The sequence below is a fragment of the Tsuneonella mangrovi genome (genome assembly GCF_002269345.1).
GTDB lineage: Bacteria > Pseudomonadota > Alphaproteobacteria > Sphingomonadales > Sphingomonadaceae > Tsuneonella > Tsuneonella mangrovi.
In genome coordinates this window covers 2,071,888-2,084,143 of record NZ_CP022889.1, presented here as the reverse complement: position 1 = coordinate 2,084,143, position 12,256 = coordinate 2,071,888, and the positions used below count along the sequence as shown (strand labels likewise).

Below are 12,256 nucleotides of genomic sequence, written 5' to 3'. Positions count from 1 at the left end.
CGGGGAGATCCAGTTTGCGTTCCATCGCCGTGTTGCCGGCCCTGCTGCTGATTGCGGCGACGCCGGTTTCGCATCACTATTCGCTCGATCCCGAAGGGAGCGACGTCTCCGCGCGAGTGGCGTTCTTCTTCCTCGGCCACAAGGACGCCGGGTTTCCCAAGATGAGCGGCAGCATCTCGTTGGTGCCCGGTGATCCACGGGACATCAAACTCGACGTTACGCTCGATGCACGGGCCCTGATTGCAGGCGATTCGGTCACGCTCAAGCGGCTCAAGAGCGACAAGTTTTTCTGGGTCGACAAGTATTCCACGATCCGTTTCGTCGGCGACAGCATGAAGCTGACAAGTCCCCGCGAAGCGCAAGTATCGGGCACCCTCACCGCACGCGGAGTTACCCGGCCCGAGACGTTATCCGTGGCGTTCGATCGTCCTCCGAAGGACATGCAGGGAGCCGAGCCGATTTCGTTCACTGCAACCACCACGATCGACCGGCGAGAATTCGGGATGACTGCCTATTCGCTGATCGTAGGGCGCAATGTCGATATCACGATCAAGGCACGGATGGTGCCTGACCGCACCGGTTAGGCGAGTTCGAGCAGCCAGTGTTCGCTGACTTCGGGCTTGCCGAAATCGTCATGGGTTTCGCTGCCCGTGAGCACGTATCCTTCCGCAGCGTAAAGCCGCCGCGCGCTGTGCAGCACTGCGTGGGTCCAGAGCACGATCCGGTGGTAACCCGCCTCACGGGCAAAGTCCGTGCACTGATGGACCAGCGCGCTGCCAATGCCCATCCCGCGCGCTTCGGGTTCGACATGGAGCAGGCGCAGGCGCGCGGTTTCGGCATCGTCCTCGACGAGGAAGACTGCGCCTAGCATCTGGCCGTCGCGCTCGGCGATCCAGCATTGCTCGCGACCATCCTTGAAATTGCGCAGGAACGCGCTGGATATCTCGCCGATCAGCGCCTCCATCGACCGACCCCAGCCATAGCCTTCACCGTAGAGGATCGACTGGCGGGCGGTGATCAATCCCATGTCGCCTGTGCGAAAGGTCCGCAACTGCCAATCGGCCTCGTTGCTCATGCGTCGTCGAGGTCGCGCGTAACGCGCGGGTCGCTGAGCAGCTTCTCGATCCGGTCGGCTTCGTCAAAGCTCTCGTCGGGGCGGAACTGCAGCTTGGGCGCGAACTTGAGGCCGAGCCGCTTGGCAACTTCGCGCTGGAAGAACGCGGTGTTGGTGCGCAGCGCCTTGAGCACGTCGGTCTCGTCGATCCCGAGCAGCGGCTTGACATAGGCGATGGCGTTGCGGAGGTCCGGCGTCATCCGCACTTCGGTGACCGAGACCGAATGCGCCGTCAGCACATCGTCGTGCGCTTCGCCGCGGGCGAGCAGCTCGCTGAGGATATGCCGCACCCGCTCGCCCACTTTCAGGACGCGGACCGATTGCTGCTCGGGAGTGGACTGATTGCGGGCCATCAGGCGAACTTCTCGATTATCCTTGCGATCGAACGGAAGTTGCGCGCCGTTCCCTTGTAGCCGAGCCGACGCTCGATGAAGGTGCTTGTCAGCTTGCTGCCCGCCACGCCGTCCGTAAAATCGATGTGCAACGCGCGGGTGCCCGGCGCAAGCTTTTCGGACCCGCGCCCGGCATGATCGGCAACCAGGCGATCGAACTGAGCGCGCGTCGGCTGGCCGGCGAGGAAGTGGACATGCACGAGCTTGTCTTCGCTAGCTCCGGCGAACGGACTTTCCGCCAGCACCTGCTCCAGTTCGGTCTTCGTGCGCACGGCAGCGAATGTATCGATGCCGAACCGGTCACCGACGACCCAGGCGAGCTTCTCGGCCAGCCCATCCGAAGGCCGCTCGTCGTGGTCGAACAGCACATTGCCACTGGCGACCACCGTTTCCACGCTTTCGAAATCTTCGCGCTCGAGCGCCTCGCGCAGATCGGCCATCTTCAGCCGGTTCCCGCCGACATTGATCGATCCGAGCAGGGCGACGTAGCGTGTCATCGATCTGCAACCGGACGCGGCGTGGGGATCGCGGTGCTGGTCGACCGGGCAAGCAAGTTGCCCGTGGGATCGAACAGCTCGCCCTCCAGGAAGATCACCCGCTTGCCGCGCCGCACGACGCGGCCCTTGCCGAACAGTGGTCCGGCAGGGACTGGTTTGAGCAGGGTCATGCTGATTTCAAGGTAGAGCGGTGCCTCGGCCTGGTCGGTCGCCCAGACGTGCGCCCAGCCCATCAACTCATCAAGGAACCCGGCGATCAGCCCGCCCTGCACACTGCCTCGTGGGGTGATGAAACTGTCCGGCGCGTGGAAGCGCAACGTGACTTCCTCACGCTCCCGGTCGAAGCTGTCGAATTCGACGCCCATCAGCTCGGCATGAGCGTGGCCGAGGGCGTCCTTCTCCAGTGTCACAGCGTGCGCTCACGCTCCTCGACCTCGAACACCTCGAGCTGGTCGCCCGGCTTGATGTCGTTGGTGTCCTCGAGGACCACGCCGCATTCGAGGCCTGCGCGGACTTCGTCCACGTCGTCCTTGAAACGCCGCAGCGATGCGATGGTGGTCGCCGAAACGATGACGTCATCGCGGGTAAGCCGCGCGTGCAGCCCCTTGCGGATGACGCCCTCCTCGACCAGCAGCCCGGCCGCCTTGTCGCGCTTGCCTGCGGGGAACACCTGCTTGACCTCGGCCCGGCCCACGACATGCTCGATCCGCTCCGGCCCGAGCTCGCCCGCCATCTCCTTCGCGACTTCCTCGGTCAGGTGATAGATGACGTCGTAGTACATCATCCGCACCCCATCGCGTTTCACGAGGTCGCGCGCCTTCGGGTTGGGGCGCACGTTGAAGCCGATGATCGGAGCCTTGCTGGCCGCCGCCAGTGTCACGTCGCTTTCGGTGATCGCACCGACTCCCGCATTGAGCACGCGCACCTTGATCTCGTCGTTCGAGATGCTGTGAAGCGCATTGACGATCGCTTCGACCGAACCCTGCACGTCAGCCTTTACCACCACCGGATACTCGATGACGTTCGACTGGAGGTTGTTGAACATCGTGTCGAAGCTGGTGGGGGCCAGCGCGGTGCGCTTCTCGGTCGCCTTTTCCTGGCGATACTGGGCGACTTCACGGGCGCGCTGTTCGTTTTCGACCACGGTCAACTGGTCGCCCGCACCTGGAACGCCACCGAGGCCGAGTACTTCGACCGGCATCGACGGGCCGGCTTCCTTGATCTGCTTGCCCTTGTCGTCGATCAGCGCGCGCACGCGGCCGCTCTCGGTTCCGACGACGAACGTGTCGCCGCGCTTCAATGTACCGCGCGTGACGAGCACGGTCGCAACCGGGCCGCGGCCCTTGTCGAGCTGAGCCTCGATCACCGTCGCCTCGGCGTCACGGTCGGGCCGCGCCTTGAGTTCGAGCAGTTCGGCCTGCAGCGTGATCTTCTCGATCAGTTCGTCGAGGCCCGCCCCGGTCTTGGCCGAGACTTCCACGTCCTGCACCTCGCCGCTCATCGATTCGACGATGACTTCGTGCTCGAGCAGGCGTTCGCGGATCTTCTGTGCATTGTATTCGCCAGCGTCGCTCTTGGTGATCGCAACGATCATCGGAACGCCGGCCGCCTTGGTGTGATTGATCGCCTCGATCGTCTGCGGCATGATCCCGTCGTCACCCGCCACGACCAGCACCACGATGTCGGTCACATTGGCACCGCGGGCGCGCATTTCGGTGAACGCGGCGTGGCCCGGGGTATCGAGGAAAGTGATCTTTTCGCCGCCCTTGGTGGTGATCTGGTAGGCACCGATGTGCTGGGTGATGCCGCCGGCCTCGCCCTTCACTACGTCGGTCCCGCGCAGCGCGTCGAGCAGGCTCGTCTTGCCGTGGTCGACGTGGCCCATGATCGTCACCACCGGCGGACGCGGCTTCAACGTCTCTTCCGGATCGGTGTCCTCGGTGGTGTTGATGTCGACATCGCTTTCGGAAACACGCTCGATGTTGTGGCCGAATTCCTCGACCAGCAGCTCGGCGGTGTCCTGGTCGATCGTCTGGTTGACGGTGACCATCATGCCCATGTTGAACAGCGCCTTCACCAGGTCCGCGCCCTTCTCGGCCATGCGGTTGGCGAGTTCCTGCACCGTGATTGCCTCTGGCACGATCACGTCGCGGACCTGCTTCTCGCGCTTCTGCTGCGGGCCGCCCTGGGCACGCCGTTCGCGTTCGCGGGCGCGCTTCAAGGCAGCGAGGCTGCGCGCACGACGGCCTTCGTCTTCGTTGAGCGCCTTGGTAACGGTCAGTTTGCCCGAGCGGCGCTTGTCGGTGCGCTCGCCGCGATCATCGCCGCGCGAACGCTTGTCGTCCTTCTTCTTGGCTTCCTTTTCCGCCGGGCGCTTGGGCTCGGGGCGGGCAACCGGAGTGAACCGGCGCGGAGACGGTGCGGCTCCGCCGCTCTCGGCGTCGCCGGTATCGTCCGCTTCGGCCGGTGCTTCCGCCGCGCGCTTGGCCTCTTCGGCTGCCTGGCGTTCGGCTTCTTCTTCCGCTTCGCGATTGGCTTCAGCGCGACGCTTCTCGTCTTCCTCGCGCTTGCGGGCGTCCTGCTCGTCGCGCTTGCGGGCCTCTTCAGCCAGCCGCAGCCGTTCTTCCTCGGCTTCGCGTTGCAGGCGGGCAACCCGCTCCTGCGGGGTTTCCTTGGGCGCTGCCGGCTTTTTCGGCGCAGCCTTGGGCTTGGGCTCCTCGGCTGCAGGCGGCGGAGGGGGCGGCGGCGGAGGCGGGGCAGCCGCTTCCTCGCCGGGCTTGACGAGCTTGCGGCGGCGCTTGACCTCGACCGCCACCTTGTTGGTGCGGCCGTGGCTGAAGGTCTGCTTGACCTCGCCTGCGTCCACCGACCGCTTGAGGCCAAGCGGTTTGCGGGTGCGCGGGGTGTCGTTGCTATCGCTCATAAAACTCGTTTCGTCCTTCAAATTCAATCGGTCGTCGCGGTTTGCCGGTCCCCCGGTGCTCCGCCATTCGGCGCGGCTTTCTCGCCGCCAAGGAAATGCATCAGGCGCTCGAGGGCCAAGGAGACCCGCGCGGCCGCGCCGGGATCGGCGAGCGCCATGTGGACGACATTGTCGCGGCCCAATGCCACAGACAGCGCCGCCCGGTCCAGAGGCAAGGTCACCCCGGTTTCGCCCGAGCCTTCGCGTTCGCGCCCGACCCGCCATGCCTGGTCGAGCTTGCGGCTACCGTCAGAGCTGGCGTCGGCAGCGTGCAGCAGCAGGTCGATGGCCCCGGCCCGGGCCGTCTCTGCGATCCGGTCCGAACCCAAGATAAGGTAGCCGGCGCGCATTTCGAGACCCAACCGGTCGAGCAATGTGCGCGTCAGGGCATCCTCCACCCGCTGCGACAGGTCGTCGGGAACCGAAAGCGCCGCGCCCTTGAACGCGCGGGCAAGCGCGCCCTTGAGGCGGCCGCCGCCTTTCCCGGCAGCCATCGCCGCTTCGAGTTCGGCTCGGTCGACCCCGATCCACGCGCCGCGGCCGGGGGCCTTGGCCAGCGGATCGGGCAGCACGACACCGTCGGGCGAGATCGCCAGCCGCACGAGCTTGTCGCGCGCGTCGGTCTCCCCGGAGAGGATGCAGCGCCGCTCGGGCAGGGCCTTGGCGGCCTTGCCCTGTGCGGCATCAGCGATGTCGGGCGTCAGGCGCTCATTGTGGGGAGTCCGCATCGGCGGCCTCCTGGGTGTCGGGTCCGTCGGTGGAAGCGGCAGGCGCCTCTTCCTCGTCCTCGAACCAGTGCGCGCGGGCAGCCATGATGATCTCGTTGCCCTGCTCTTCGCTCAAGCCGTATTCGCCCAGCACGCCGCCCTTGTCTTCGGGGCGCTGCTGGCGATCGCGGCGCATCGGCGGGCCGTCGGCGGTGGCCGACTGGCGGCGGCGCGGCGCTTCGCGCTTCTTGGCGATGAGTTCGTCGGTCGCGAGGTCGGCGAGATCGTCGAGCGTCTTGATCCCCGCCTTTCCGAGCGTGACGAGCATCGCCTCTGTCAAGTGCGGAATCTCTGCGAGGTCGTCCTCCACACCCAGTTCGCGGCGTTCGGTGCGCGCAGCAGCTTCGTGCCTTTCAAGCGCTTCGATTGCACGGCTCTGGAGTTCTTCGGCGAGTTCCTCGTCGAAGCCTTCGATCGTCGCCAATTCGTCGAGCTGGACGTAGGCAACTTCCTCGAGCTCGGTGAAGCCCTCGGCGACGAGCAGCTGGCTGAGCGTTTCGTCGACGTCGAGTTCTTCCTCGAACATCTTCGAGCGCTCGGCGAATTCCTTGCTGCGCTTCTCGGAGGCTTCTTCCTCGGTCATGATGTCGATCTGGTGACCGGTCAGCTGGCTGGCGAGGCGCACGTTCTGGCCGCGGCGACCGATCGCGAGGCTGAGCTGGTCGTCAGGCACGACGACTTCGATCCGCCCGTCTTCCTCGTCGAGCACGACGCGGCTGACAGTGGCCGGCTGGAGCGCGTTGACCACGAAAGTCGCGGTGTCTTCGCTCCACGGAATGATGTCGATCTTCTCGCCCTGGAGTTCCTGCACCACCGCCTGCACACGGCTGCCCTTCATGCCGACGCACGCGCCGACCGGGTCGATGCTCGAATCGCGGCTGATCACGCCGATCTTGGCGCGACTGCCCGGATCGCGGGCAGCGGCCTTGATCTCGATGATGCCGTCGTAGATTTCGGGCACTTCCTGCGCGAACAGCTTGCGCATGAAATCGGGGTGCGCACGGCTGAGGAAGATCTGCGGCCCGCGATTGTTGCGTTCCACCTTGGTGATCAGCGCGCGGACGCGCTCACCCACGCGGGCGGCCTCGCGCGGGATCTGCTGGTCGCGGCGGATCACGCCTTCGGCGCGGCCAAGGTTTACGATCACATGGCCGAATTCGACCGACTTGATCACCCCGGTGATGACTTCGCCCGCGCGATCCTTGAATTCCTCGAACTGGCGCTCGCGCTCGGCATCGCGGACCTTCTGGAAGATCACCTGCTTGGCGCTTTGCGCATCGATCCGACCCAAGTCGACCGGCGGCAGCGGATCGACGATGAAGTCGCCCAGTTGCGAACCCGGCTCGAGCTTCTGCGCCTGCTCCAGATTGACCTGCTTGAAGTAGTCCTCGACTTCCTCGACCACTTCGACGACGCGCCACAGGCGCAGGTCGCCGGTCTGCGGGTCGAGTTTGGCGCGAATGTCGTTCTCCGCGCCGTAGCGGTTGCGGGCGCTCTTCTGGATCGCCTCTTCCATCGCTTCGATGACGATCGCTTTGTCGATCATCTTCTCCGAAGCGACCGCGTTGGCGATCGCGAGCAGCTCGGCCTTGTTGGCGGAAATTGCGCTGGCCATTGTCGTCAGTCTTCCTCTGTTTCGAATACTTCTTCGGCGCCGCTGGCGTCGATCGGTTGGGTGGCTGCAATCAGCGCGTCGGTGAGGACGAGCTGCGCGGAATGAATTTGTGCAAGCGGGACGGTCACTTCGCCCGCCTTGCGGTCTTCGATGGTGACATTGTCACCGGCGATGCCGACAAGCAGCCCGCGCAATGATCGCTGGCCGTCCCAGCCCTTGGCCATGCTGATCTTCGCTTCGTGTCCGGCCCACTCGCTGAAGTCCTTCGACCGGGTCAGCGGGCGGTCGACTCCGGGTGAGCTAACTTCGAGGTGATAGGCACCCTCGACCAGCACTTCGCCGGCTTCCTCGCGCGCGTCGATCACGTCGGACACGCGGCGGCTCAGCGCTGCGCACTGATCGATCACCAACTGGCCGGTGGCGGGATCTTCCGCCATGACCTGCAGCGCCTGCCCGCCGTCGCCGGCTTCGGACGGCATCATCTTCACGCGCACGAGTTCGAAGCCGAGCGCCTTGGCTTCGGGTTCGATCAGTTCGACAAGGCGCGCGATATCGGCCATCAAATCTCCATATCCGGCATCGAAGTGACAGCTGGATGGCTCAAGCCGTTCGTGGCCGGCCCCTCGCGGCGCCAGCCCCTCCAGTGTCGCGACAATGTCGGGATGAGGGGCAGATAGGCGCGCGCCGGACGAAAGGCAAGCGCGAATGCGCGCCTAGCCGTCGTCGGTCAGCCCGTGCTTCTTTATGCAGTGCCGCAGCTGGTCATACGTCAGCCCCAGCGCCTTGGCGGTCTGTCGCTGGTTCCAGCGATGGCGACCCAGCGCATGTTCGACGATCTGCCGCTCGTGCGCTTCGACCGCGGCGCGCAAATCATCGACCGCATCGAGATCGGGCGCACGGGGCGTGGACGGGGCTGCCGCCCCCGCTTCGCGCTCTCCGGCAGTGCGGGTGGCCGGCGGTGACGGCTTCCAAGGGCTGTCGAACGGATCGAACACGATATGCCCGATCGGGCTTTCCGGATCGTCCCAGCGATAGACTGCCCGCTCGACCACGTTGCGCAGCTCGCGCACGTTGCCCGGCCAGGGATGGTTTTCCATCTGGTCCCAAACGTGGTCGGCAAAGCCGGGCCAGTTCTCCCACCGCAGTTCCGATGCCATGCGCCGCCCGAAGTATTCGGCGAGCACGCCGATATCACCTTCGCGCACCCGCAACGGCGGCAGAGTGATGACCTCGAAACTCAGCCGGTCGAGCAGGTCGGAGCGGAATTTTCCCTGCGCGGCGAGGCCGGGCAGGTCCTCGTTGGTGGCGGCGACGATCCGCACATCGACCCGCAGGGGGCGATTCGATCCGATCCGGGTAACCTCGCCGTATTCGACCGCGCGGAGCAGCCGTTCCTGCGCCTGCATCGACAGGCTACCCAGTTCGTCGAGAAATAACGTCCCCTTGTCGGCTTCCTCGAACCTTCCGGCGCGCGCTCTGGTAGCACCGGTGAACGCACCGGCTTCGTGGCCGAACAGTTCGGCCTCGATCAGCGTTTCGGGAAGCGCCGCGCAGTTCATCGTGACGAGCGGCTCGTCCCACCGGTTGGAGAGACGATGCAGACGTTCGGCGATCAGTTCCTTGCCCGTCCCGCGCTCGCCGATCACCAGCACGGGGCGCTGCATCGGCGCGGCACGACTGGTCCGCTCGACCGCATCGAGGAAGGCGCCGGACTGGCCAATGAACTGGTTCTCGCGCTCCATTTACCAATGAATAGTGGATATTCCCGATTCTTGGCAATCCAAACCAACATGTCGTTCGTCGAAAAACATCATGTCTCTGTATTTTAATATGTTTTCCGGTTTGGCACGCGGCTTGCTGATAGGTGAACGTAATCCAATGGGAGTTTGTAGAGATGTTCGACCGCCGTTTCCTTCGCACCAAGCTGGGCCAGGCCGCCGTCGCCAGCGTGATGGCGATGACCGCGCTCGTCGCCCTTTCCAGCCAGCTGCAGGCCACCCCGGCGCACGCCGCGGAAGCCCCTGTCAGCGCAGTGGTCCTGGCGTGAACCAGTCCACCCCGCCTGATCCCCTTGGGCCGGAGCGCGCGCCCCCGACGTCGGACGGGACCGAGTCCCCCCGTTCCGACAGCGCTCCGGCCCGCCCCTCATCCGACGATGGCGCCCCGCGCCTGAGTCGGATCGAGGAGGAGGTCGAGCGCCTGCGCCGCAGCCCCACCCCCACCCAGTCCACCCGCCCCGAGCGGGACCTCGCCAACTACGGAGTCGCTTTCATGGGCATCTTCAGCCGCACCCGGGATATCATCGCGGCCAACTTCAACGACATGCTCGACAAGGCCGACGACCCGGCCAAGATGATCCGCATGATCATCCTCGAGATGGAGGAGACGCTGGTCGAAGTCCGCGCGAGCGCCGCACGCACGATCGCCGACCAGAAGGAGATGCACCGCAACACCGTCAAACTCGACCGGCTCCAGGCCGACTGGGCGGAAAAGGCGCAGCTGGCGCTGAGCAAGGATCGCGAAGACCTCGCCCGCGCTGCGCTGGTGGAAAAGAAGAAGGCCGCCGACCTGTCCGACCAGCTCAAGCAGGAAATCGGCGTGCTCGACGACGCGCTGCGCGCCTACGAGCAGGACATCCACAAGTTGCAGGTCCGCCTGCGCGAGGCCCGCAGCCGCCAGACGGCGATCGCCGCGCGGCTCGAAAGCGCGGAGAACCGCGTCAAGCTGCGCAGCCTGATGACCAACGAGCGGACCGACGACGCGCTCGCCCGGTTCGACCAGCTCGAACGCCGGGTCGACTACGCCGAAGGCCGTGCCGATGCACTGAGCATCGCCGACAGTTCCGGCAAGCCGACCCTCGCCGACGAAATCGCCGCCCTCGCGGGCAGCGACAAGATCGACGAGGAACTCGAAGAGATGAAACGCGCGCTCGGCAAGGGCGGCAACGACGACAAAGCCAAGACGAAGGGGGAATAAACAATGGATCTCGATGGATTTTTCGTCGCGGCCTGCTTCATCGCCATTCCGTGGATCGTGCTCCACTACATCACACGGTGGAAGACCGCCGCGACCATCACCACCGACGACGAGGCGCTGCTGGAGGAACTCTACAGCCTCGCCAAGCGGCTCGACGAACGGATGGATACGGTCGAGCGCCTCGTCGCCAGCGACAACGCCGACTTCCGCCCTGCACGCCTGATGCACGATCGCGAAGTCGATAACGCTCCGCTCGAAGAGCTCGAGCGCATGATGGCCGAGAAGAAAGGAGCCCGCTCGTGAATTCGCCCCGCACCATGCTCTATCGCGACAAGCAGAACGCCAAGCTGATGGGCGTCTGCGCCGGGATCGCCGACTACACCGGAGTCAACATCCTGTGGGTCCGGTTGGGGATGATCGCCTCGCTGTTCACCCCGCTATCGGGCATCACCCTTCCCGGGTACTTCATCGCCGGCCTGTTGCTGAACAAGAAGCCGCCCGAGCTTTACGTCGACCAGGAAGAGACCAAGTACTGGCAGCGCGTGCGGCAAAGCCCCAAGCGCACCGCGCGCGAGATCCGTGGCCGGTTCCGCGATATCGACCGCCGCTTGGCCGACGTCGAAAACTACTACGTATCCAGCAACCCGCGCCTATCCGCCGAAATCGAACGGCTGCGCTGAACACTTTAGCGAAGGAACGAACGGATGCACGATTTTGGTGACATTGTTCAGACCGCAATGGTCTTTGCCTTCATCCTTGGGGTGATCTGGCTCAAGCAGCGCAACCGGCTGGAGGAACGCAAGCTCGACCGAACCAGCCAGGCGGCGGCAGAGAAGTCGGCGCTCTATGCAAACCACAATGCCGACCTCGAACAGCGCGTTCGCGTGCTCGAGCGCATTGTGACCGACAAAGGCTACGACGTCGCCACCCAGATCGAGGCACTGCGCGACCAGCAGCGCATCGACGACCGGATGGGCCAGCGCGAGCCGGTCGAATAGGCCGTCAAGGGAAGGGGTATTGAGCGATGGGTGACCTGATTGGCATGGTCTCGGTTCTAATGGTGTTCGGCATTCCGATGCTGGCGATCTGGACCAGGCACCAACAAAAGATCGCCGAGATGCAGGTGACCACTACTGCGGAGCAAACCGCGGAGAAGGCCGCGCAGTACTCAAGCAAGGTGCAGCAACTCGAAGACCGTGTCCGCGTGCTCGAACGCATCGTGACCGACAAGGGCTACGACGTCGCCACCCAGATCGAGGCGTTGCGCGACCAGCGCCGGGTCGACGAAGGCAGCGGTGTCCAACTCGATCAATTGCAGAATCGGGAACGCGTGTGATGCCCGAAGAAATCTTCATCCTGATCATCGTTGCGCTGGCCGCTGCGGTGGTGGTGTCGGTGGCCGGAATTTTCGGCTGGGTCCACACCACAAAGATGAAAATCCGCAATGGCTACCCGCTGCAAAGCATGTGGGGCCAGCCGCTGCGCCCCACCAACACGGCGGATGCTGACGAGCGAGTCCGGCTGGTCACGCAGGAGAATGCACAGCTTCGCGCCGAACTCGGCTCGATGAAGGATCGCCTGGCAACCGTCGAGCGGATCGTCACCGACAGCGGCTACCAGTTGACCCACGAAATCAATCGCCTGAGCGACAAGGAACATATGCAATGAGCTTCTTTTCCGCCGTCGTCGCGATCGCCGCGATCATCGCGTTTACCGTGATGCGGATCGTCCGCTACAACACCAGTGTCGGCAGGCGGATGCACCACATCGCGCCGCAGGACGATGCTGAAAAGGTTGCCCTGCGCCACGAGGTCGAAGACCTGCGCGAGCGCGTCCGGGTGCTCGAACGCATCACTACCGAAGCCAATTCCACCAACGCCCTCGAATCGCGCCGCGTTGCGGACGAGATCGAGGCGCTGCGCGACCGCTGACG

General features: G+C 64.8%; 18 protein-coding genes. 9 read left to right on the top strand and 9 right to left on the bottom strand.

The genetic code is table 11. From position 1 onward, the window contains the following. Positions 1–14: 14 nt before the first annotated feature. Positions 15–584 (top strand): YceI family protein, encoded by a 570-nt coding sequence (locus CJO11_RS10170; RefSeq protein ID WP_240504438.1) that lies wholly within the window; start codon positions 15–17, stop codon positions 582–584. Here the strand turns inward: CJO11_RS10170 and CJO11_RS10165 are convergent. The 9 genes from CJO11_RS10165 to pspF form a co-directional block, all read right to left on the bottom strand. Further along, positions 581–1,075: a GNAT family N-acetyltransferase gene (locus CJO11_RS10165; RefSeq protein ID WP_095012610.1), complete on the bottom strand. Its 495-nt coding sequence runs from the start codon at positions 1,073–1,075 to the stop codon at positions 581–583. The two genes, CJO11_RS10170 and CJO11_RS10165, sit on opposite strands and share 4 nt — an antisense overlap. After that, positions 1,072–1,467, bottom strand: a complete 396-nt coding sequence (gene rbfA / locus CJO11_RS10160; RefSeq protein WP_095012609.1) for a 30S ribosome-binding factor RbfA — start codon at positions 1,465–1,467, stop codon at positions 1,072–1,074. The genes CJO11_RS10165 and rbfA overlap by 4 nt, the downstream gene beginning before the upstream one ends. Continuing rightward, positions 1,467–2,003, bottom strand: a complete 537-nt coding sequence (locus tag CJO11_RS10155; protein WP_095012608.1) for a DUF1697 domain-containing protein — start codon at positions 2,001–2,003, stop codon at positions 1,467–1,469. The genes rbfA and CJO11_RS10155 overlap by 1 nt, the downstream gene beginning before the upstream one ends. Next, a complete protein-coding gene (locus tag CJO11_RS10150) occupies positions 2,000–2,413 on the bottom strand; it encodes a PaaI family thioesterase (protein ID WP_338064635.1) in 414 nt (137 codons plus the stop codon). The genes CJO11_RS10155 and CJO11_RS10150 overlap by 4 nt, the downstream gene beginning before the upstream one ends. Then, positions 2,410–4,926, bottom strand: a complete 2,517-nt coding sequence (gene infB, locus CJO11_RS10145) for a translation initiation factor IF-2 (protein ID WP_095012607.1) — start codon at positions 4,924–4,926, stop codon at positions 2,410–2,412. The genes CJO11_RS10150 and infB overlap by 4 nt, the downstream gene beginning before the upstream one ends. A 23-nt stretch (positions 4,927–4,949) precedes the next feature. After that, complete coding sequence (locus tag CJO11_RS10140) at positions 4,950–5,693, bottom strand: DUF448 domain-containing protein (RefSeq protein WP_095012606.1); 744 nt, start codon at positions 5,691–5,693, stop codon at positions 4,950–4,952. Next, entirely contained in the window at positions 5,674–7,347 is a 1,674-nt protein-coding gene (nusA, locus tag CJO11_RS10135) for a transcription termination factor NusA (protein ID WP_095012605.1), read from the bottom strand. The genes CJO11_RS10140 and nusA overlap by 20 nt, the downstream gene beginning before the upstream one ends. 5 nt (positions 7,348–7,352) lie before the next feature. Continuing rightward, positions 7,353–7,907 carry a ribosome maturation protein RimP gene (gene rimP, locus CJO11_RS10130; RefSeq protein WP_095012604.1) on the bottom strand — a complete coding sequence of 185 codons (555 nt, stop codon included), beginning with the start codon at positions 7,905–7,907 and terminating at the stop codon, positions 7,353–7,355. A 153-nt stretch (positions 7,908–8,060) separates the two neighbouring features. After that, positions 8,061–9,089 carry a phage shock protein operon transcriptional activator gene (pspF, locus tag CJO11_RS10125; protein ID WP_095012603.1) on the bottom strand — a complete coding sequence of 343 codons (1,029 nt, stop codon included), beginning with the start codon at positions 9,087–9,089 and terminating at the stop codon, positions 8,061–8,063. Positions 9,090–9,211: 122 nt separating this feature from the next. On the opposite strand from pspF, the gene CJO11_RS13195 reads away from it, so the two are divergent. The 8 genes from CJO11_RS13195 to CJO11_RS10090 all read left to right on the top strand — a co-directional run bounded on the left by CJO11_RS13195 (position 9,212) and on the right by CJO11_RS10090 (position 12,254). Next, positions 9,212–9,394, top strand: a complete 183-nt coding sequence (locus tag CJO11_RS13195) for a hypothetical protein (protein ID WP_150125017.1) — start codon at positions 9,212–9,214, stop codon at positions 9,392–9,394. A 224-nt stretch (positions 9,395–9,618) separates the two neighbouring features. Further along, positions 9,619–10,323: a phage shock protein PspA gene (gene pspA / locus CJO11_RS10120; RefSeq protein ID WP_095012602.1), complete on the top strand. Its 705-nt coding sequence runs from the start codon at positions 9,619–9,621 to the stop codon at positions 10,321–10,323. A gap of 3 nt (positions 10,324–10,326) precedes the next feature. Further along, positions 10,327–10,626 (top strand): envelope stress response membrane protein PspB, encoded by a 300-nt coding sequence (gene pspB, locus CJO11_RS10115; RefSeq protein WP_095012601.1) that lies wholly within the window; start codon positions 10,327–10,329, stop codon positions 10,624–10,626. Beyond that, complete coding sequence (pspC, locus tag CJO11_RS10110) at positions 10,623–11,003, top strand: envelope stress response membrane protein PspC (RefSeq protein ID WP_095012600.1); 381 nt, start codon at positions 10,623–10,625, stop codon at positions 11,001–11,003. The genes pspB and pspC overlap by 4 nt, the downstream gene beginning before the upstream one ends. Positions 11,004–11,027: 24 nt before the next feature. Further along, positions 11,028–11,321, top strand: coding sequence for a hypothetical protein (locus CJO11_RS10105; protein WP_240504437.1), 294 nt, complete (start codon positions 11,028–11,030; stop codon positions 11,319–11,321). 26 nt (positions 11,322–11,347) lie between these two features. Continuing rightward, a complete protein-coding gene (locus CJO11_RS10100; RefSeq protein ID WP_205651060.1) occupies positions 11,348–11,659 on the top strand; it encodes a hypothetical protein in 312 nt (103 codons plus the stop codon). Then, a complete protein-coding gene (locus CJO11_RS10095; protein WP_095012599.1) occupies positions 11,659–11,991 on the top strand; it encodes a hypothetical protein in 333 nt (110 codons plus the stop codon). Before CJO11_RS10100 ends, CJO11_RS10095 begins: the two co-directional genes overlap by 1 nt. Then, positions 11,988–12,254 (top strand): hypothetical protein, encoded by a 267-nt coding sequence (locus tag CJO11_RS10090; RefSeq protein ID WP_095012598.1) that lies wholly within the window; start codon positions 11,988–11,990, stop codon positions 12,252–12,254. The genes CJO11_RS10095 and CJO11_RS10090 overlap by 4 nt, the downstream gene beginning before the upstream one ends. Positions 12,255–12,256 lie beyond the last annotated feature (2 nt).

Coding starts and splice junctions, on each gene's coding strand:
- CJO11_RS10155 (WP_095012608.1), bottom strand. CDS start 2,003: ATGACACGCTACGTCGCCCTGCTCGGATCGATCAATGTCGGCGGGAAC.
- rimP (WP_095012604.1), bottom strand. CDS start 7,907: ATGGCCGATATCGCGCGCCTTGTCGAACTGATCGAACCCGAAGCCAAG.
- CJO11_RS10165 (WP_095012610.1), bottom strand. CDS start 1,075: ATGAGCAACGAGGCCGATTGGCAGTTGCGGACCTTTCGCACAGGCGAC.
- CJO11_RS10095 (WP_095012599.1), top strand. CDS start 11,659: ATGCCCGAAGAAATCTTCATCCTGATCATCGTTGCGCTGGCCGCTGCG.
- rbfA (WP_095012609.1), bottom strand. CDS start 1,467: ATGGCCCGCAATCAGTCCACTCCCGAGCAGCAATCGGTCCGCGTCCTG.
- CJO11_RS10140 (WP_095012606.1), bottom strand. CDS start 5,693: ATGCGGACTCCCCACAATGAGCGCCTGACGCCCGACATCGCTGATGCC.
- CJO11_RS10105 (WP_240504437.1), top strand. CDS start 11,028: ATGCACGATTTTGGTGACATTGTTCAGACCGCAATGGTCTTTGCCTTC.
- pspB (WP_095012601.1), top strand. CDS start 10,327: ATGGATCTCGATGGATTTTTCGTCGCGGCCTGCTTCATCGCCATTCCG.
- CJO11_RS10090 (WP_095012598.1), top strand. CDS start 11,988: ATGAGCTTCTTTTCCGCCGTCGTCGCGATCGCCGCGATCATCGCGTTT.
- pspA (WP_095012602.1), top strand. CDS start 9,619: ATGGGCATCTTCAGCCGCACCCGGGATATCATCGCGGCCAACTTCAAC.
- pspF (WP_095012603.1), bottom strand. CDS start 9,089: ATGGAGCGCGAGAACCAGTTCATTGGCCAGTCCGGCGCCTTCCTCGAT.
- CJO11_RS10100 (WP_205651060.1), top strand. CDS start 11,348: ATGGGTGACCTGATTGGCATGGTCTCGGTTCTAATGGTGTTCGGCATT.
- infB (WP_095012607.1), bottom strand. CDS start 4,926: ATGAGCGATAGCAACGACACCCCGCGCACCCGCAAACCGCTTGGCCTC.
- nusA (WP_095012605.1), bottom strand. CDS start 7,347: ATGGCCAGCGCAATTTCCGCCAACAAGGCCGAGCTGCTCGCGATCGCC.